18 protein-coding genes are annotated in these 18,793 nt (G+C 71.2%); 10 read left to right on the forward strand and 8 right to left on the reverse strand.

Annotated elements, in window-relative coordinates; genetic code table 11:
* Nucleotides 1-20: 20 nt before the first annotated feature.
* Nucleotides 21-506, forward strand: coding sequence for a carboxymuconolactone decarboxylase family protein (locus tag BJ965_RS29285; RefSeq protein WP_184912646.1), 486 nt, complete (start codon nucleotides 21-23; stop codon nucleotides 504-506).
* A gap of 43 nt (nucleotides 507-549) precedes the next feature.
* Here BJ965_RS29285 and BJ965_RS29290 read toward each other — a convergent pair whose 3' ends face one another.
* The 3 genes from BJ965_RS29290 to BJ965_RS29300 form a co-directional block, all read right to left on the reverse strand.
* The gene (locus BJ965_RS29290; RefSeq protein WP_184912648.1) at nucleotides 550-2,040 is read right to left on the reverse strand and encodes a glutamate synthase subunit beta; all 1,491 of its coding nucleotides are present in this window, start codon (nucleotides 2,038-2,040) and stop codon (nucleotides 550-552) included.
* A gap of 170 nt (nucleotides 2,041-2,210) precedes the next feature.
* Entirely contained in the window at nucleotides 2,211-2,690 is a 480-nt protein-coding gene (locus tag BJ965_RS29295) for an anthrone oxygenase family protein (RefSeq protein ID WP_184912650.1), read from the reverse strand.
* A gap of 244 nt (nucleotides 2,691-2,934) precedes the next feature.
* The gene (locus BJ965_RS29300) at nucleotides 2,935-3,636 is read right to left on the reverse strand and encodes a DUF2293 domain-containing protein (RefSeq protein ID WP_184912652.1); all 702 of its coding nucleotides are present in this window, start codon (nucleotides 3,634-3,636) and stop codon (nucleotides 2,935-2,937) included.
* A gap of 123 nt (nucleotides 3,637-3,759) precedes the next feature.
* Here BJ965_RS29300 and BJ965_RS29305 point away from each other — a divergent pair, with 123 nt between their 5' ends.
* Nucleotides 3,760-4,401 (forward strand): uridine kinase, encoded by a 642-nt coding sequence (locus BJ965_RS29305; RefSeq protein ID WP_184912654.1) that lies wholly within the window; start codon nucleotides 3,760-3,762, stop codon nucleotides 4,399-4,401.
* A gap of 227 nt (nucleotides 4,402-4,628) precedes the next feature.
* On the forward strand, nucleotides 4,629-5,057 hold the full coding sequence (locus tag BJ965_RS29310) for a CBS domain-containing protein (RefSeq protein WP_184912656.1): 429 nt from the start codon (nucleotides 4,629-4,631) through the stop codon (nucleotides 5,055-5,057).
* 55 nt (nucleotides 5,058-5,112) lie between these two features.
* Here the strand turns inward: BJ965_RS29310 and BJ965_RS29315 are convergent, their stop codons facing one another.
* The gene (locus BJ965_RS29315) at nucleotides 5,113-6,240 is read right to left on the reverse strand and encodes a magnesium and cobalt transport protein CorA (RefSeq protein ID WP_184912659.1); all 1,128 of its coding nucleotides are present in this window, start codon (nucleotides 6,238-6,240) and stop codon (nucleotides 5,113-5,115) included.
* A 268-nt stretch (nucleotides 6,241-6,508) separates the two neighbouring features.
* Here BJ965_RS29315 and BJ965_RS29320 point away from each other — a divergent pair, with 268 nt between their 5' ends.
* Nucleotides 6,509-7,300 carry a methyltransferase gene (locus tag BJ965_RS29320; RefSeq protein WP_184912661.1) on the forward strand — a complete coding sequence of 264 codons (792 nt, stop codon included), beginning with the start codon at nucleotides 6,509-6,511 and terminating at the stop codon, nucleotides 7,298-7,300.
* Between the two features lie 95 nt (nucleotides 7,301-7,395).
* On the opposite strand, the gene BJ965_RS29325 is transcribed toward BJ965_RS29320, so the two are convergent.
* Both BJ965_RS29325 and BJ965_RS29330 read right to left on the reverse strand, forming a co-directional pair.
* Nucleotides 7,396-8,361: a carbohydrate kinase family protein gene (locus BJ965_RS29325; RefSeq protein WP_184917667.1), complete on the reverse strand. Its 966-nt coding sequence runs from the start codon at nucleotides 8,359-8,361 to the stop codon at nucleotides 7,396-7,398.
* 26 nt (nucleotides 8,362-8,387) lie between these two features.
* Nucleotides 8,388-9,296, reverse strand: a complete 909-nt coding sequence (locus BJ965_RS29330) for a pseudouridine-5'-phosphate glycosidase (RefSeq protein ID WP_184912663.1) — start codon at nucleotides 9,294-9,296, stop codon at nucleotides 8,388-8,390.
* A gap of 106 nt (nucleotides 9,297-9,402) precedes the next feature.
* Here BJ965_RS29330 and BJ965_RS29335 point away from each other — a divergent pair, with 106 nt between their 5' ends.
* The gene (locus tag BJ965_RS29335; RefSeq protein WP_031109135.1) at nucleotides 9,403-9,831 is read left to right on the forward strand and encodes a VOC family protein; all 429 of its coding nucleotides are present in this window, start codon (nucleotides 9,403-9,405) and stop codon (nucleotides 9,829-9,831) included.
* A gap of 12 nt (nucleotides 9,832-9,843) precedes the next feature.
* Here the strand turns inward: BJ965_RS29335 and BJ965_RS29340 are convergent, their stop codons facing one another.
* Nucleotides 9,844-10,398 (reverse strand): methylated-DNA--[protein]-cysteine S-methyltransferase, encoded by a 555-nt coding sequence (locus BJ965_RS29340; protein ID WP_184912665.1) that lies wholly within the window; start codon nucleotides 10,396-10,398, stop codon nucleotides 9,844-9,846.
* A 52-nt stretch (nucleotides 10,399-10,450) separates the two neighbouring features.
* Nucleotides 10,451-11,323, reverse strand: a complete 873-nt coding sequence (locus BJ965_RS29345) for a glycerophosphodiester phosphodiesterase (protein ID WP_184912667.1) — start codon at nucleotides 11,321-11,323, stop codon at nucleotides 10,451-10,453.
* A 289-nt stretch (nucleotides 11,324-11,612) separates the two neighbouring features.
* Here BJ965_RS29345 and BJ965_RS29350 point away from each other — a divergent pair, with 289 nt between their 5' ends.
* The 5 genes from BJ965_RS29350 to BJ965_RS29370 all read left to right on the forward strand — a co-directional run bounded on the left by BJ965_RS29350 (nucleotide 11,613) and on the right by BJ965_RS29370 (nucleotide 18,702).
* A complete protein-coding gene (locus tag BJ965_RS29350; protein WP_184912669.1) occupies nucleotides 11,613-12,479 on the forward strand; it encodes an MHYT domain-containing protein in 867 nt (288 codons plus the stop codon).
* A gap of 40 nt (nucleotides 12,480-12,519) precedes the next feature.
* Entirely contained in the window at nucleotides 12,520-14,670 is a 2,151-nt protein-coding gene (gene uvrB, locus BJ965_RS29355; protein ID WP_184912671.1) for an excinuclease ABC subunit UvrB, read from the forward strand.
* 139 nt (nucleotides 14,671-14,809) lie between these two features.
* A complete protein-coding gene (locus tag BJ965_RS29360) occupies nucleotides 14,810-15,388 on the forward strand; it encodes a TerD family protein (protein WP_184912673.1) in 579 nt (192 codons plus the stop codon).
* A gap of 76 nt (nucleotides 15,389-15,464) precedes the next feature.
* Complete coding sequence (locus tag BJ965_RS29365; RefSeq protein WP_184912675.1) at nucleotides 15,465-17,480, forward strand: TerD family protein; 2,016 nt, start codon at nucleotides 15,465-15,467, stop codon at nucleotides 17,478-17,480.
* Between the two features lie 220 nt (nucleotides 17,481-17,700).
* Nucleotides 17,701-18,702 carry a TerC/Alx family metal homeostasis membrane protein gene (locus BJ965_RS29370; protein ID WP_184912684.1) on the forward strand — a complete coding sequence of 334 codons (1,002 nt, stop codon included), beginning with the start codon at nucleotides 17,701-17,703 and terminating at the stop codon, nucleotides 18,700-18,702.
* Nucleotides 18,703-18,793: the final 91 nt, after the last annotated feature.

The following is an 18,793-nucleotide window of genomic DNA, read 5'->3' on the forward strand; positions in this document are numbered from 1 at the left end:
CGGCTCGTAGGTTGAAGGGCATGACGACGAACACGAGCACGAACAGCACCCATGTGACGGCGCCCCGGCTGGACTTCGGCACGTCGGCCCCGAAGGCCTTCCGGGCCCTCGTCGCCTTCGACGCCGCCGCCCGCGAGGGCGTCGACCCGGCCTTGGTCGAGCTGATCCAGATCCGCTCCTCGCACCTCAACCACTGCGCGTACTGCCTCCACATGCACACAAACGACGCCCGCAGGGCCGGCGAGAGCGAGGACCGGCTGCACATGGTCGCGGTGTGGCGCGAGGCCCGCCACTTCTTCACCGAGCGGGAGCAGGCGGCCCTCGCCCTCACCGACGCCGTGACCCTCATCGCCGACGCCGGCGTCCCGGACGACGTCTACGCGCGGGCCGCGGCACAGTTCGACGAGCGGGAACTGGCCCAGGTCCTCGCCCTCATCTGCACGATCAACACGTGGAACCGGGTGGCCCTGTCGACGGGGAAGGTGGCGGGGACGGACGAGCGGTGATCGCCCTTGTGGGCTGTCGTCGTCCTCCGGGCAGGGCGGGGCCCTACACCGCCATGGGCCGGTCGTGCGGCCCGATCGGTGCCGGGAGCCTCGAGCTGCCCGTCAGATGACGGTCGACGGCCGCCGCCACCGCCCGCCCCTCGGCGATCGCCCACACGATGAGCGACTGCCCCCGGGCCGCGTCCCCCGCGGCGAACACCCCGGGCACGTTCGTGGCGAAACCGGAGTCCCGCGCGATCGTCCCGCGGGACTCCATCTCCAGCCCCAACTGGTCGACGAGCCCGTCCTCCCGGTCGGGTCCGGAGAAGCCGAGGGCGAGCAGCACGAGGTCGGCGGGGAGCGTCCGCCCGGTGCCCTCCACCGGGCTGCGCCGCGCGTCCACCTCGGTCAGGTGCAGCGACCGCACATGCCCCCGCGCGTCACCGTCGAAGCGCAGCGTGGAGGCCGCGAACAGCCGCGCGTCGGCGTCGGCGACCGGGGCGGTCCGCAGGTCACGGGCCTCTTCATGGGCGGCGGACAGCCGGTAGACCCGCATCGGGTACGTCGGCCAGGGCTCGGTGTCCTCGTCGCGCACCGCGTCCGGCAGCGCGTAGATGTCCAGCTGGGTCACGGACGCGGCGCCCTCCCGGACGGCCGTGCCCAGACAGTCCGCCCCGGTGTCGCCGCCGCCGACGATGACGACGTGTTTCCCGGCGGCCGACAGCGGGGAGGTCTCCAGATCACCCTCACGCACCCGGTTGGCCAGCGGGAGGTACTCCATCGCCTGGTGAATGCCCGTCAGCTCCCGTCCGGGCACCGGAAGGTCACGCCACGCCGTCGCCCCGGTGGCGAGCACCACGGCGTCGTAGCGGGTCCGCATCTCGTCGGCCCCGATGTCCCGCCCGACCGCCGTCGACGTCCGGAACTTCGTCCCCTCGGCCCGCATCTGCTCCAGCCGCCGCTCCAGGTGGCGCTTCTCCATCTTGAACGCGGGGATGCCGTACCGCATCAGCCCGCCTGGCCGGTCGTCCCGCTCGTACACGGCGACCGTGTGCCCGGCCCGCGTCAGCTGCTGGGCCGCGGCCAGCCCGGTGGGGCCCGAACCGATCACCGCCACCGTCTTGCCGGACAGCCGCTCCGGAGGCCTCGGCGGGGCGAAGCCCTCTTCCCAGGCCCGGTCGGCGATCGCGCACTCGACGTTCTTGATGGTGACGGCCGGCTGGTTGATCGCCAGCACACACCCCGCCTCGCACGGCGCCGGGCACAACCGGCCCGTGAACTCCGGGAAGTTGTTCGTGGCGTGCAGCCGGTCGGCGGCCGCCCGCCAGTCCTCCCTGGACACCAGGTCGTTCCACTCGGGGATCAGGTTGCCCAGCGGGCAGGCGTCGTGGCAGAAGGGGATGCCGCAGTCCATGCAACGGTCGGCCTGCTTGCTGATGATCGGCAGCAGCGCCCCGGGGACATGGACCTCGTCCCAGTCCCGCGCCCGTTCCTCCACCGGCCGGCGCGGCCAGTCCTGGCGGGGCGTGGTCATGAAACCCTTGGGATCGGCCATGGCCGTCTTCCTTGCGTGCGCGTGTGACAGGCCGTGCGTCGTCGGGCGGCGCTCTTCTCGGTCGTGGTGCGGCACTCGTGCGGCCGCGTCTTCTTACTCGTGGTGCGGCGGTCTTTTCGCCACGATACGTCCGCCTCGGGGCTGGTGCCTGTCGCCGTGTGGCGCGGCCGTCAGGTGAGCGCCAGCACGTACGACAGCGCCGCCCCGGCCGAGGCCGCCGTGCGCACGTGGTTCCACAGCGTCCACTCGCGCACATACGCCGGCCAGTACGCCGCCGCCTCCGGAGTGCCCGGCTCCAGCTTCGCCAGCGCGTCGTTGCGCGGCACGTTCGCGACCATGGTCAGCCCGAACGACCCGAACAGATACAGCGCGCTTCCCACCAGCAGCTCCACGGTCCCCTCGTCCGGCCACAGCACGAACGTCACCACGGCGAGCACCGCGCACAGCACGGCCGACCCCAGGAACACGATCATGAACGGCAGGGTCACAGCGGCCACGTTGATCGCGTTCATCGCGGCCACTCCCTGCGCGGGCGGCAGCATGCCGAGACCCCGCATCACGAAGGTCGAGAACCCGCAGAACACCCCGGCCACCAGCCCGGTCCCGAGCACCCCCAGCACCGTCAGCACGAAGTACGGTCCGTCGATCATGTCCCTCTCCTGCCCGTCGAGCCGGGATCCTGCCCGGCGCCCTTCCTCACCACAAGTGCATTCCCGTACGAGCACAGTGACCATGGCCGAGGGACGCGGGGCCATAAGCAGACGTCCACGGTCCGCGAACGGCTTCTCGCTACGGCAGTCGAACGGCTCGCACCACGGTCTTCGAACGGCTCGCACCATGGTCCTTCGCGGGCCGGGCCGACGCCCGGCGGCTCCATGCGCCGGGCCCCTCACATCACCCCGCCGCCGAACCGAGTCCCGCCTCGGTCCAGCCCCGCAGTACCGTCGCCACCGCCGCCGCGATCCGCCGCCGCGCCTCGTGTCTGGGCACGCCGCTCATCAGCAGCCGGTCGTACGGCGTGTCCAGATGCCGTACGGACGCCACGACCGCCGCGGTCACCGCGCTCTCGGTCAGCGCACGCCCCGCCGCGCTGCGGCCCACCCGCCCGCTGCCCCGCTCCGAGGCGTGCAGGGCGACGGCCCGCGCCCGGTCGGCCGGGCACCCGGGAAACAAACGGCGTATTTCCGTCGCGAACGTCTGGGCGAACAGGGCGTCCTGAGCCGCCCGTCGCCGCGCGTCGCGCACCCGGCGCCGCCGTCTCGCCTCGGCGTCCGCCAGACACCGCAGCTCGGCCCGCGCGAGCGCCTCCTCCTCGACCAGGACGCCCTGCCGCTCGTAGCGGCTCTTGCGCTGGTTGAACCGCACGACCACCGCCGACAGCGTGCTCTCCTCCCTGGCCCTGCGGGTCAGCGCGGTGTCCCCGCTCGGCAGGAACACCAGGTGCCCGAGGTCGGCGCAGTCGAGGCAGCGTGGGGCGCCGTCCTCGAGGACCAGCAGCGGCAGCGGCCCTCGCCGGCACTCGGCGCAGTACCGCCGCTTGAGGGGCTGGAAGACGAGAAGTCCGGTGAGGGGCGGGAGCGTCACACGGGGGGCCATACAGGGTTCATTCCCCCTGACAGTGGCGCGAACTACGCACTTCACGACAGACCCCGGCGATCCTTCCGCTGCCCCTCGCAGGTGTCCGCGGCCGGGCCCCCTCCAACCCCGGCCTGACGCATCATGGGCCGTGTGCGACTCGAAGCGATCACCTGGGAACGGCTCGGAGACCTGCTCGCCGAACGCCTGCTCGATCTGAAGCCCGCCGACGGCAGCCCCTGGCCGCGCATCGCTGTCGACGGGGCCCCGGCGGCCCGCCCGGGAGACCTCGCCCACCGGGTCTCGGAGGCGCTGCGCGTACGCGGCCGGTCCTCGCTCGTCGTCGGCACGGAGGGTTTCTGGCGCCCCGCCTCCGTACGGCTGGAGTACGGCCACCAGGACGTCGAGGCCTACTACAGCGGCTGGTACGACACCGGCGCCCTGTGGCGCGAGGTGTTCGGTCCGCTCGAAGCCGACGGCACCGGTCGCGTCCTGCCCGACCTGTGGGATCCGGCCGCCGACCGTGCCACCCGCAGCCCCTACGTCGAACTCCCGCCCGGTGGCGTGCTGTTGCTGCACGGTCCCTTCCTCCTCAAGCACTGGTTCCCTTTCGATCTGAGCGTCCACGTCCTCCTCTCCGAGGGCGCCCTGCGCCGCCGCACGCCCGAGGCCGAGCACTGGACCCTCCCGGCCTTCGAGCGCTACGCGCAGGAGTCGGACCCGGTGGCGGCGGCGGACGTCCTGGTGCGGGCCGACGACCCGCGCCATCCGGCGTGGAGCGGATGATCCGCGCGATCCGGCGTGGAGCGGATGATCCGCGCGATCCGGCGTGAGGTGGCCGCCGGCCGCGGCATCCGGCGTGCGGCGCCTCAGCCGGGGCCCGGAGCTCCGTCGGGACCGGCGGTCAGCCGGCTTCCATGTGCGGGCGTCCGGTGGCGCGGCGAGAATGAAAGGCGCCGGGACTCGCGGTGCGTCCCGCTCCGCGCCGGCCGTCCGGCACCGGGAGGTACTCCATGACCACCGCCGGAGACATCATGCACCGCGGCGCTCAGTGGATCCCCGCCCACGAAACCCTCGACCGCGCGGCCCAGCTCATGCGCGAACTGAACGTCGGCGCCCTGCCCATCAGCGACGAGAACGAGCGGCTCTGCGGCATCCTCACCGACCGCGACATCGTCGTCGGCTGCGTCGCCATGGGTCACGACCCCGCACGGACCACCGCGGGCGAGATGGCCAAGGGCACGCCCCGCTGGATCGATGCGGATGCCGATGTCGGCCAAGTGCTCCACGAGATGCGGGAGCACCAGATCCGCCGGCTGCCCGTGATCAAGGACAAGCGTCTCGTCGGCATGATCAGTGAAGCCGACCTGGCCCGGCATCTCGCGAAGGACCAGATCGCCTCCTGGGCGGAGAGCGTCTACGCCACGACCACGATGCACTGACCTCGCGGGTCAGTTGGCGCGTGCCCCACCGGCTCCGTGCGGGCCACCGCCCGCTTCAGAGCCAGCCGCTGCGCCGGAACCCCCGGTACAGCGCGAGACACGCGACGGATATCACGCCGATGACCATGCCGTAGCCGTACCGCCAGTGCAGCTCCGGCATGTGGTCGAAGTTCATGCCGTAGACCCCGCAGACCATCGTCGGCACGGCGACGATCGCGGCCCACGCCGTGATCTTCCGCATGTCCTCGTTCTGCGCGACCGTGACCTGCGCGAGGTGCGCCTGGAGGATGGAGTTGAGCAGTTCGTCGAAGGCGGCGATCTGCTCCTTCGCCCGCAGGAGATGGTCCGAGACGTCGCGGAAGTACGCCTGTATCTCCGGGTCGACCGCCCGGATCGGCCGGGTGGCGAGATCCTCCAGCGGCCGGCTGAGCGGCACCACCGCCCTCTTCAGCTCGAGCAGTTCGCGCTTGAGCTGGTAGATGCGCCCCGGGTCGGTCCGCGCGCCGGTCTCCGAGAACACGTCGGTCTCGACCTGGTCGATGTCCGCCTGCACCGCGTCCGTGACCGTCAGGTAGTCGTCGACCACGTGGTCCGCGAGCGCGTGCAGTACCGCCGACGGGCCCTTGGCGAGCTGGCCGGGATCGGACTCCAGCTCCTCGCGCAGCGGGCCCAGCGAGCCGTGCCGGCCGTGCCGCACCGTGATCACGAAGTCCGCGCCGACGAACACCATGATCTCGCCCGTGTTCACCACCTCGCTGGTGGCGGTCAGCTCCTCGTGCTCGACGTAGCAGACCGTCTTGAAGACCGCGAAGAGCGTCTCGCCGTAGCGCTCCAGCTTGGGGCGCTGATGGGCCTCGATCGCGTCCTCGACGGCCAGTGGGTGCAGGTCGAAGAGCTCGGCGATGCCGGCGAACTCCTGGTCGGTGGGCTCGTGCAGACCGAGCCAGACGAAGCCCTCCCGGCTCTTGCGCACCCGCTCCACGGTGTCCACCAGATCGCCGCGCTCGGGGGTGCGGACACCCTCCCGGTAGGTCACGCAGTTGACCACCGAGGAGCCCAGCGGGGACCGGGCCGGGTGGCTCAGGTCGACGCGCGGGCGCCGCCGGGCCAGCCGAGCCACCTTGCGAAGACCGCCGACCCCGCCGAGGCTCGTGACCTTCCGCAGATTCCCTGCCATGGACATCCGGATCTCCTTGCGTGGAACCCATCGCGCCGTTCCCGTGCCTTGGCGCGTCAGTCTGCCAGGCCTGCGTGAGCTGCGGGTAAGCCTGTGGAAACGACGCATTCCGCTTGGTTCCGGGCTGTGGACGACCTCGGCGCCGACGCCGAGGTCCTGCCACATCGACGCATGCCCGCGCCGGACGGTTCTCAGTACCGGCGCATCCGACGCGGTTCTCCGTGCCGGAGCGTCGACAGGTACGGATAAGTCGGACAACTGGGATGATCGTGGCATGATGCGAACCGACGGGTACCTCCTGGACAACCGGCAGACCGAGGCGGCAGAGCACTTCAGCGCCTTCGCCGCTCTCTTCGACCCCACGACGTTCCGGCACCTCGAAGAGCTCGGCATCGGATCCGGCTGGCGGTGCTGGGAGGTCGGCGCCGGCACCACCGTGGTGTCCTGGCTGGCCAAGAAGGTCGGCCCGACCGGCCGCGTCGTCGCGACCGACACCGACACCGCACGGCTCGCCTCCGCCGCCCGGCCGCCCGTCGAGGTGCGGGTCCACGACCTCGGCGCGCAGGAGCCCCCGGGGGAGGGTTTCGACCTGGTGCACGCCCGCCTCGCCCTGGTCCACGTCACCGACCGCGAACGGGCGTTGCGGTCCATGGTCAAGGCTCTGCGTCCCGGCGGGCGTCTGCTGGTCGAGGACGCCGACCCCGCGCTTCAGCCGCTTCTCTGCCCAGACGAGCACGGCCCCGAGCAGCAGCTCGCGAACCGGCTGCGGCACGGCTTCCGCGGACTGCTCGCCGACCGCGGGACCGACCTCCCGTGCGGCCGCACCCTGCCGCGGCAGCTCCGGGACGCCGGGCTGACCCGGGTCCAGGCCGACGCCTACTTCCCCCTCACCTCGCCGGCCTGCGCGGCCCTGGAGTCGGTCACGATCCGCCAGATCCGCGACCAGCTCGTCACCGCGGGCCTGGCTACGGACCAGGACATCGACCGGCACCTCGAGAACGTCATGTCCGGCGCGCTCGATCTCACGACGGCACCGATGATCTCGGCGTGGGGGCGCAAGCAGTAGCTGGTTGGTGGCTTTGGCCCGTAGCCGGTGCCGGGTGCCGGGTGCCGGGTGTCAGTGCGGGTGGCCGGTGGCTTCGGGCATCCGGGTCCGGGTGCTCAGCCCGGCGCGGGCGGTCTGCCGCCCACTCGTTCCACCGCTCGCGCACCTGCCCGGCAACCCTCCGCCGCGGCGTCCTCCGGCCCGGCACCCGCCAGCAGTGCGGCGAGGAACGCGCCGGTGAAGGCGTCACCGGCGCCGGTGGTGTCCCGCGCAGTGGCCGGCACGGCCGGGACACGGGCGCGCACCTTCCCCGAGCGGGCCACCAGCGCCCCCTCGCGTCCCTGCTTGACGACGACCAACGGCACCCGCCGGCTCAGCTCGGCCGCCGCCTCGGCCGCGTCCCCCAGTCCCGTCAGCAGGCCCGCCTCGTCCTGGCTGGGCAGCAGGACGTCCACATCCTCGATGAGCGTCAGGAACCGCTCCGCACCCAGCTCCGCGAGGAATCCGGCCGATGCCGGGTCCAGACTCACCGGCACTCCACGCGCGCGTGCGGTTTCCAGTGCCACGGCCACCAGGCCCCGGGTCGGCTCGGAGAACAGGAGATAGCCCGACAGGTGCAGCCGGGCCACGCCGTCGAGCAGCGCGTCCGACCAGTCGGCGGGCCCGAGCCGCTGGGACGCGCCGCTGTCGGTGAGGAACGTCCGCTCCGCCGAAGCACCCCCGTCGACCATGCAGATCACCGTGCCGGTCGGGGCGAGCGGGTCGACGACGAGCTGTGGACGCACTCCCTGGGCGACCAGCTCCCGCTCGTGCCAGGCTGCCGCGTCCGCCCCGACGCGCCCGAGCAGCCGGACGTCCGCCGCGCCCCGGTGCACGGCCCAGCACGCCACATTGGCGCCCGCCCCGCCCGCCACCGTCCGGATCGAGGCCGCCGTGTCCGTACCGGCCGCGAGCGGCCCCCGGTGCCGCGCGACGACGTCGGTGATGACGTCCCCGACGACCAGCAGCCCTCCGCCCACCGCCGATCCCGTATCCCGGGAGCCGGTTCCCCCTCCCGGCCCCGTGCCGCCGGCCGCCGTCATCCCCGGCCCCGCGTCGTCGGCCGCCGTCATCCCCGGGCCCGGGCCGCCGCGATCCGGGCCGCGAGGCGTACGTTGCCGCGGACCGCCGCCAGATTGGCGCTCAGGGAGGCGCCGTCCGTGTGCCGCACCAGATAGTCGAGCAGGAAGGGCGTGACCGCCTGCCCGGTGACGCCTTCCTCCTCGCACGCGCGCAGAGCGTCCGCCAGCACGCGCGCGTGCAGCTCCGGATCGAGCTGCTCCTCCTCGGGGACGGGGTTGGCGACGATCAGCGCCGACTCCGGCCCGCCGAGTGCGTCCTGGGCCCGCATGACGCCTGCCACCTGCTCCGGCGTTTCCAGCGTCCAGTCCACCGGATGCCCCGAGTCGGAGAGATAGAAGCCGGGGAACCGGCCGGTGCCGTACCCCGCCACGGCGACACCCAGCGTCTCCAGCCGCTGCAGGGTCGCCGGCACGTCCAGGATCGACTTCACCCCGGCACACACCACCGTGATGCGCGTGCGCGCCAGCAGACCCAGGTCGGCCGACTCGTCCTGCGTCACCGTCCACTCCCGGTGCACCCCGCCGAGCCCGCCCGTCGCGAAGACCCGCACGCCCGCCAGCGCCGCCAGCAGCGCGGTCGCCGACACCGTGGTCGCCCCGCTCGCCCCGGACGCCACCGCGAGCGGCAGGTCACGGTGGCCCAGCTTGCGGATCCCGTCCTCGTTCGCGACCCGCTCCAGCTGCTTCTTGTCCAGGCCGACGTGAGGACGCCCGTCCAGTACGGCGATCGTGGCCGGTACCGCGCCCTCCTGCCGCACGGCCGTCTCCAGCTCCAGCGCCACCTGGAGGTTGCGCGGCCGAGGCAGCCCGTGGGCGATGATCGTGGACTCCAGGGCCACGACGGGCCGGCCCGCGTCGATCGCCTCCCGCACTTCTTCGGACACCACCAGCACCACGCGCCTGCCTCCTGTCAGTCGGTCAGTCGTCTTCCCTCATCTCTGGCGAGGGGCGGGCCGGGCCAAACCCTTGCGGGCCGCCGGAGTCGTCACGAGCCTGGGGTGCATGACGGACCACACACCACGCCTCGACCACGTCGTCCTCTGGGTGCGCGACCCACTCGCCGCCGCCGACTTCTACGAGAAGGCCGTCGGCTTGGAGGCGGTACGGCTCGCGGAGTTCGCGGCGGGTGAGGCGCCGTTCCCCTCCGTGCGCGTCAACGACGAGACCATCCTCGACCTCATGCCGCTGAGCTTCGTGGAGCGCATGACGATGCTGCCCGGCTCCGCCGAGAGCGCGGGGCATCCGGTCAACCACGTCTGCCTGTCGCTGCCACGCGGCGACTTCGACGCCCTCCTCAGCCGCCTCGAGGAGCGCTCCGTACCGATGTCCGACCTCGCGCACGACTCCTTCGGAGCCCGCGGCAAGGCCACCCGCAGCTTCTACTTCCGCGACCCCGACGGCAACGTCTTCGAGGCCCGGCACTACGACTGACCAGGCTCCTTCCTAGAAGAGCGGCTCCGGCAGCACGCCTTCCAGGGCGAGCAGCCTCCGCTTGGTCTCCAGTCCGCCCCCGAAGCCGCCGATGCCGCCGCCGCTCTCGACGACCCGGTGACAGGGCACCACAACCGGGAGCGGATTGGCGCCCATCGCCATGCCCACGGCCTGGGCGGCGCCCGGCTGACCGACCCGCCCGGCCAGGTCGCCGTATCCGACCACCTGGCCGTACGGCACGCCCGAGGCCAGCTCACGCAGGACCTCACGGTTGAAGCCGGAGATCAGCGACCAGTCCAGCGGCAGGTCGAAGTCGCGCCGCTCACCCGCGAAGTACGCCTCGACCTGGCGTATCGCCTCGGCCAGCAGCGGGGAGCCGGGCGCCTCGACGGGCTCGGTGCCCAGCCGCGACGCCAGCCGCTCGACGGCTTGGTCCCGCACCGCGTCCGTGGCGTGGAACACGACGTTGACCAGGCCGTCCCGGCTCGCGGCCAGCAGCAACGGCCCGATCCCGCTCTCGACGACCGCCCAAACGACCCGCGGCTCGACCTGCTCTCGGCTGTCCATGCGTCCACAGTAGGACCCGCCACTGACAACGCCGCCCGGGCGGGACGCCGGATCAGCCGCCCACGGCCTTCCGCACCACGTCCGGCTTGTTCGTGATGATCCCGTCGACCCCGTACCCGGCGACCCGCCGGGCCGTCCGCGCGTCGTCGACCGTCCAGGCGAAGACCTCCATCGGCCTGCCGTGCGGCCCGTCGAACGCCTGCACGGAGGACACGTACGCCGGGGAGAGCGAGCCGTACGAGGGGTTGATCTGGTCGGCGAACTCGGCGCAGTCGAGCAGGTCCGACACCCGCGGCGTCCCCAGGAGGCCCGTCTTCACACCGGGCTTCAGCTCGTGCACCGTCCGCACGCTGTCCGCGCTGAAGCTCTGCACGATCAGCCGGCCCGCCAGGTGCGGCCGGTCGAGCCAGCCCTCGTTGCTGAGGGCCTTCAGCGTCTGCCGCTCGATGCCGGGGTACAGCTCGGGGTTCTTGATCTCCAGGAGCAGCTTCTGGCGATGGCGCTCCAAGCGGTGCACGAACTGCTCCAGCGTCGGCACGCGCGCGCCCGCGTACGCGGGTCCGAACCAGCTGCCCGCGTCCAGCCGGGCGATCTCCGCAGCGGTGAAGTCCTTCACCTTCCAGGGGGCCCGGCCGGGGAAGACCTCCTCGGCGTCGGTGGTGCGGCGCAGGTTGTCGTCGTGGATGACGACCAGCTCGCCGTCCCTCGTGCGCTGCACGTCGTTCTCCACCCAGCGGATGCCCAGCTCCGCCGCTCTGTCCACGGAGGTCAGGGTGTTCTCGGGCGCGTACGCGGAGGCACCCCGGTGCGCGATGACCAGCGGCGGCGTGCCGCCTTGCGCGGCACGGGCGGGGGAGACGGGGAACAGCAGGGCGGCGGTCCCCAGGAGTGCGGTGGTCGAGGCGGCAACAGCGCGCGCGTGCATGCGTACTCCTCGCGACGAGCGAACGGCGACATCACGGACAGCACAACTGTGACAGCAGAGGGTCAACGCGAGGGGGGTGCGGGATGGCCACACGTTGAACGGAGATGACCCAACTCCGCTCACTGGTACCGCACAACTGCGGCAAGGCCGTGTTTCTTTGCCGGAAAGTCGTTCGACCATTCCGGTGGGGGTCATACTCTCTGCGTCAACCCTGACCGCTCGTGCGGTCCTGGGAGGGGGCGCACATCGGGAATTCCGGGATGTACAAGGGCGGAAAGGGCAGCCGCGCATGCAGGGCACGATCGACGGATTCAGCTATGGCCTGGTCACACCCCTGGTGGCCTACTTCATGGCCTGCCTCGGCGGCGCGCTGGGCCTGCGCTGCACCACGAGATCCATGCTCGTCGCCCAGTCCTGGCGCCCCGGCTGGCTCGCCCTCGGCTCCGCCGCCATCGGCTCCGGCATATGGACCATGCACTTCGTCGCGATGATGGGGTTCACCGTCCGGGGGACCCCGATCTACTACGACAAGACGATGACCTTCGCGAGCCTGGCCGTCGCCATCGTCATGGTGGGCGTCGGGATCTTCATCGTCGGCTACCGGGGAGCCCGCGGTACGGCCCTGTTCACCGGCGGCACCATCACCGGCCTGGGCATCGCGTCGATGCACTACCTCGGCATGGCCAGCATGAGCCTGGACGGAAAGCTGCAGTACAACACCGTGACCGTTGCCATCTCCGTGGCCATCGCCATGGGCGCCGCGACCGCCGCCCTGTGGGCGGCCGGCCAGGTCAGGGGCTTCCTGTGGAGCGTGGGTGCCAGCCTCGTCATGGGGCTGGCCGTGAGCGGCATGCACTACACCGGCATGGCCGCCCTCAGCGTCCACCTGCACGGCACGGGCGAACCCACCACGGGAGACTCGCCCGCGAGCCTGCTCGCGCCCATGCTGATCGGGCCCCTCGCCTTCCTCCTCCTCGCGGGCGTCGTGGTGATGTTCGACCCGCTGATGGTCATGGGGAAACCCACCGTCGTCCCCGTCGAGCACAAGCCCGGCATCCCCGCCCACACCCACGTCCGGCACTCCGCCCACCGTCTGCGGTTCCGCCCCCGCCGCACCGTGGAGCACCGGGGGTCCCGCACTCCGCAGAACCACTGATCAGAGCCCGTTGTCAGTGCGGGGTCGTACGGTGGATCCCATGCGGCCCGTTTCAAAGATCGAACGCACGGTGGCGCCCTTCGAGGTCGTCAGCCCCTACCAGCCGAACGGCGACCAGCCGACGGCCATCGCCGACCTCGCCCGGCGTATCGAGGCGGGTGAGAAGGACGTCGTGCTGCTCGGCGCGACCGGCACCGGCAAGTCCGCCACCACCGCGTGGATGATCGAGAAGCTCCAGCGCCCCACGCTCGTGATGGCGCCGAACAAGACGCTGGCCGCCCAGCTGGCCAACGAGTTCCGCGAGCTGCTCCCGAACAACGCCGTCGAGTACTTCGTCTCGTACTACGACTACTACCAGCCCGAGGCGTACGTCCCGCAGTCGGACACCTACATCGAGAAGGACTCCTCGATCAACGAGGAGGTCGAGCGCCTGCGCCACTCCGCGACCAACTCGCTGCTCACCCGCCGCGACGTCGTCGTGGTCGCCTCGGTCTCCTGCATCTACGGCCTCGGCACCCCGCAGGAGTACGTGGACCGCATGGTCCCCCTCCGCGTCGGCGAGGAGATCGACCGCGACGAGCTGCTGCGCCGCTTCGTGGACATCCAGTACACGCGCAACGACCTGGCGTTCACCCGCGGCACCTTCCGCGTGCGCGGCGACACCATCGAGATCTTCCCGGTCTACGAGGAGCTGGCCGTCCGCATCGAGATGTTCGGCGACGAGATCGAGGCGCTGTCCACCCTGCACCCGCTCACCGGCGAGATCATCAGCGACGACGAGCACCTCTACGTCTTCCCGGCCTCCCACTACGTCGCCGGCCCCGAGCGACTGGAGCGGGCCGTCAACGACATCGAGAAGGAGCTGGCCGAGCGCCTCACGGAGCTGGAGAAGCAGGGCAAGCTGCTGGAGGCCCAGCGCCTGCGCATGCGCACCACGTACGACATCGAGATGCTGCGCCAGATCGGCAGCTGCTCCGGTGTCGAGAACTACTCGATGCACTTCGACGGCCGCTCGCCCGGCTCCCCGCCGAACACCCTCCTGGACTACTTCCCGGACGACTTCCTCCTCGTCATCGACGAGTCGCACGTCACCGTCCCGCAGATCGGCGCCATGTACGAGGGCGACGCCTCCCGCAAGCGCACCCTCGTCGACCACGGCTTCCGGCTGCCCTCCGCCCTGGACAACCGCCCCCTGAAGTGGGAGGAGTTCCAGGAGCGCATCGGCCAGACGGTCTACCTGTCGGCCACCCCCGGGAAGTACGAGATGTCCCGCTCGGACGGCTACGTCGAGCAGATCATCCGCCCCACCGGCCTGGTCGACCCGGAAGTCGTCGTCAAGCCCACCGAGGGGCAGATCGACGACCTGGTGCACGAGATCCGGCAGCGCACCGAGAAGGACGAGCGTGTCCTCGTCACCACGCTCACCAAGAAGATGGCGGAGGACCTCACGGACTACTTCCTGGAGCTGGGCATCCAGGTCCGCTATCTGCACAGCGACGTCGACACGCTGCGTCGTGTCGAACTGCTGCGTGAACTGCGCGCCGGCGAGTACGACGTGCTGGTCGGCATCAACCTCCTGCGCGAGGGCCTCGACCTGCCCGAGGTGTCCCTGGTGGCGATCCTGGACGCCGACAAGGAGGGCTTCCTGCGCTCCGGCACGTCCCTGATCCAGACCATCGGCCGCGCCGCGCGCAACGTGTCCGGACAGGTCCACATGTACGCCGACAAGATCACCCCGGCGATGGAGAAGGCCATCGATGAGACCAACCGGCGCCGGGAGAAGCAGATCGCCTACAACACGGAACGGGGCATCGACCCCCAGCCGCTGCGCAAGAAGATCAACGACATCGTCGCCCAGATCGCCCGCGAGGACATCGACACCGAGCAACTGCTCGGCTCGGGCTACCGCAAGGCGAAGAAGGACGGCGGGGGCACCAAGGCGCCCGTACCCTCTCTCGGCAAGGCGGCCGGCGCGGCCAAGTCCGCCAAGGGCAAGGGTAAGGGCAAGGCCGAGGAGACGGTGCCGACCGACCGCCCCGCGGCCGAACTGGCCGGGCAGATCGAGGAGCTCACCGCCCGGATGCGGGCGGCCGCCGCGGAGCTCCAGTTCGAGATCGCGGCCCGGCTGCGCGACGAGGTCTCCGAGATGAAGAAGGAACTGCGCCAGATGAAGGAGGCGGGCCTGGCCTGACAGCGTGCCGCGTACGCGCAGTGTTGCAAGACCGACACAAAGTGCGGACCGGGGTACGTCGCTGTCAGTCCCCCTGCGTAGGGTTCTGGTCAACCGCGACCACGCGGCAACAGGGGACGTTCGAGAGGGGAATCAGCGCGTGACCGTCAACATGACCAAGGGTCAGGCCATCAGTCTGCAGAAGAACGACGGTGGCAGTCTGACCGCGGTTCGCATGGGTCTCGGCTGGCAGGCGGCTCCCCGGCGCGGCCTGTTCGGCTCGCGCACGCGAGAGATCGACCTCGACGCCTCCGCCGTCCTGTTCGCGGACAAGCAGCCGGTCGACGTCGTCTTCTTCCGCCACCTGGTGAGCGACGACGGCTCGGTGCGCCACACCGGTGACAACCTCGTCGGCGGTGTCGGCCAGGGCGGCGACGACGAAGCGATCCTCGTCGACCTCGCGCGGGTCCCGGTCCACATCGACCAGATCGTCTTCACCGTGAACTCCTTCACGGGCCAGACCTTCCAGGAGGTGCAGAACGCGTTCTGCCGCCTGGTCGACGAGACCAACGGCCAGGAGCTCGCCCGCTACACGCTCGCAGGCGGCGGCCAGTACACGGCCCAGATCATGGCCAAGGTCCACCGCGCGGGCCAGGGCTGGTCGATGACCGCCCTGGGCAACCCGGCCAACGGCCGCACCTTCCAGGACCTGATGCCGACGATCCTGCCGGTGCTCTGACGCACCCCGGGCCCCGGACCGGCGGGCCCGGCGAGCAGCACACGACTACACACAACGACACAGGGGGACGAAGGCGATGACGGCCGAGCTGGTGCGGGGGCAGAATCACCCGCTCTCCCAGGCCCGCCTCGAGATCCGGATCTCGGCCGGTACACCGATCGTGGCCGTGGCCGCGCTCGGCGACGAGAACGGCCGGATCCACGGCGTGGAGTGGGTGGCCCACCCGGGCGCACCCACCCAGCCGGGTCTCGAGGTCTCCCGGCAGGCCGCCGCCGACCATCGCCTCGCGGTGGACCTGGACGCCGTGCCGGAGGCCGTCCACCGTGTCAGCGTGCTGCTGGCCCTGCCCGTCGGCGGGACGGGCCCGGTCCGATTCGGCGCCGTGGCGGCCCCCTTCGTCGCCGTCACCGGCCTCGACGGCGACGAGGTCGCCAGCTACACCATCACCGGCCTGGAGGCCGAGTCGGCCGTCGTCGCCCTGGAGCTCTACCGCCGACAGGACGCCTGGAAGGTGCGCGCCGTCGGTCAGGGCTACGCGGGCGGCCTCGCCGAACTCCTCACCGACCAGGGCCTGCCGCAGGCCCACCAGCTCGCCGGCACCATCGACGACGCGGTGGCCCAGGGACTCTCCCGCTCGGTGCAGGCGCCCCCGCCGCGCACGGCGGACGGCGACCGCTCCCGGCAGACGGCGGCTCCCGCCCTCGGCCCGGACCAGGGCGGCACCGCGCCCCAGCCCGGTCCCGTACCACCGGTGTCCCCGTACGGAGGTCAGACGCCCGGCGGTCCCGGACAGCCCGCGCCGCAGCAGCCGTATCCAGGCGCCGCGCCGGATTCCAACGCCGCCACCCAGCCGTCCGCCCCCACGGCGGGCGGTTCGATCGACTACAGCCACCCGCGCCGTCAGAACGCCGCCCCGCCCCCGCCTCCGCCCACCGCGCCCCCGGCCGCACCCGGGCAGCCCGCCCAGCCCGTCGCGGGCGACGCGACCGGCTGGTCGATGGAGGAGCGGCTCTACAACCAGGTGTGGGGCATGTTCGAGGACCTGGCCCGCACCACCGCGGCCTACCGCAGCGCCGTCGACTTCGCCGAGTCGCGGATGGACAAGGAGCTGGAGCAGGTCCTCTCCGACCCGCGCAGCCGGATCGGCGGACAGGGCGACGCCGCCCGCGAAGCGGCCCGGGCCCGGCACACCCAGCTCGTCGCCCAGGCGCGAGAGGCACTCGACCGGGACCTCACCCAGCTCGCGGCCGAGGCCGATGTCGTCGAACCGGCCCTGCCGCCGGCATACGCCCGCTGGGACAACCCGGCGTGGCACGCCTACCGGGTGCCGATGGAGATCCCCATGGCCCTGCGCCTGGGCGACCTCCATCTCCCCGAGGCCGATCGGATCCGCATCCCGATGCTGGTCCGGCTGCCGCTGGAGCGCGGCCTGTGGATCGACAGCGGAGCGGCGGGATCATCCGACGGGTCGTTCACCGACTCTCCCACCATGAGCCGTCTCGCCATGGAGACGGCGGTCGCGCACGCGGCCCGGCTGCTGGCCGTCTACCCGGCGGGGGAGTTCACCGTCCACGTCATCGACCCGGCCGGCTCCGGGGCCCAGCCCTTGGCGCCCCTCGTGCAGACCGGGGTGCTCGCGGCCCCGCCGGCACTCGGCGCCGCGGGGGTGGCGGACGTGCTGGGCCGGCTCACCCAGCGGGTCGACCTGGTGCAGATGGCCATCCGGGGCGGCGCCGCCGACTCCCTCCCGCCCGGCTTCGACACCTCCCAGCAGCTCCTGATCGTCAACGACTTCCCGCACGGTTTCGACGACCGGGCCGTGAACCAGCTGCGCTACCTGGCCGACGAGGGCCCCGCCTTCGGCGTCCACCTGATGATGGTGGCCGACCGGGAGGAGTCCTCCGGCTACGGGCCGCTGCTCGACCCGCTGTGGCGTTCGCTGCTGCGACTGACCCCGGTGGCCGACGACCACCTCGCCGACCCGTGGGTCGGTCATGCCTGGACGTACGAGCCGTCGCTCGTGCCGCCCGGCAGCCAGGTCCTCCAGCAGGTGCTCGCCCAAGTCGCTGCCGCCCGCACCACGTTCATGTAAAGCTCCTGACCAGGGGTTTTGGTCTTTCTTTTGCCAAGCGCTTTACCTGTTCTTGGTAATTGGGTACTGTTGACGGCACGGAGGGGAGTACTCCCTGTCTGCTGCGGCGTACCCGTCAATACGGATCAGGCCAGATCCCGGGGCGTCGGCCCATCTTGGGTGGAAGAGACCTCCGGCAGCGACGACGCTGACATTTGCCGTTACGACTGCCGGAGGCGCAGTGGATGTTTCCGTGACCCTATGGGTCCTGACGATCGTGGGCCTCGCCGCCCTTATCGCGGTCGACTTCTTCATCGGCCGCAAGCCGCACGACGTGTCGATCAAGGAAGCCGGGATCTGGACGGTCGTCTGGATCGTGCTGGCCGCGCTCTTCGGGCTCGGTCTGCTCCTGTTCGCCGGTGGCCAGCCCGCCGGTGAGTTCTTCGCGGGCTTCATCACCGAGAAGTCACTCAGCGTCGACAACCTCTTCGTCTTCGTCCTGATCATGGCGAAGTTCGCGGTGCCGTCGCAGTACCAGCAGCGTGTGCTGCTGATCGGTGTCCTCATCGCCCTGGTCCTGCGAGCGATCTTCATCGCCGCCGGCGCGGCGATCCTCGCCAGCTTCGCCTGGGTCTTCTACATCTTCGGCGCCTTCCTCATCTACACCGCCTGGAAGCTCATCCAGGAGGCTCGGGCCGACGAGGAAGACGAGGAGTTCGAGGAGAACAAGCTGCTCAAGGCCGCCGAGCGCCGCTTCGGCGTGGCGGACCGGTACCACGGCACGAAGCTGTGGATCGAGGAGAACGGCAAGCGGGTCATGACCCCGATGCTGGTCGTGATGCTGGCCATCGGCACCACCGATGTGCTCTTTGCCCTCGACTCCATCCCCGCGATCTTCGGCCTGACGCAGGACCCGTACATCGTCTTCACGGCCAACGCATTCGCCCTGATGGGTCTGCGCCAGCTGTACTTCCTCATCGGCGGCCTGCTGAAGAAGCTGGTCCACCTCTCCTACGGCCTGTCGATCATCCTGGGCTTCATCGGCGTGAAGCTGGTGCTGCACGCGCTGCACGAGTCCGGGGTACATGTCCCCGAGATCAGCATTCCGGTCTCGCTCGGCGTGATCTGCTCCGTGCTGATCGTCACCACGATCACCAGCCTGCGGGCTTCCAAGAAGCAGGCGGCGGCCGAGGCGGCGCAGGACAAGAGCGGAGGCGCTCCGAAGGACAGCGTCGACGTCTGACGGCGTCGGGCGTAGCAACAACCATCACCGGGACCGGGGGTCGGCGAATTGCCGACCACCGGTCCCGGTGCTTGCTTGTTTCCTGAGCGCG

The organism is Streptomyces luteogriseus, from assembly GCF_014205055.1.
Classification (GTDB): domain Bacteria; phylum Actinomycetota; class Actinomycetes; order Streptomycetales; family Streptomycetaceae; genus Streptomyces; species Streptomyces luteogriseus.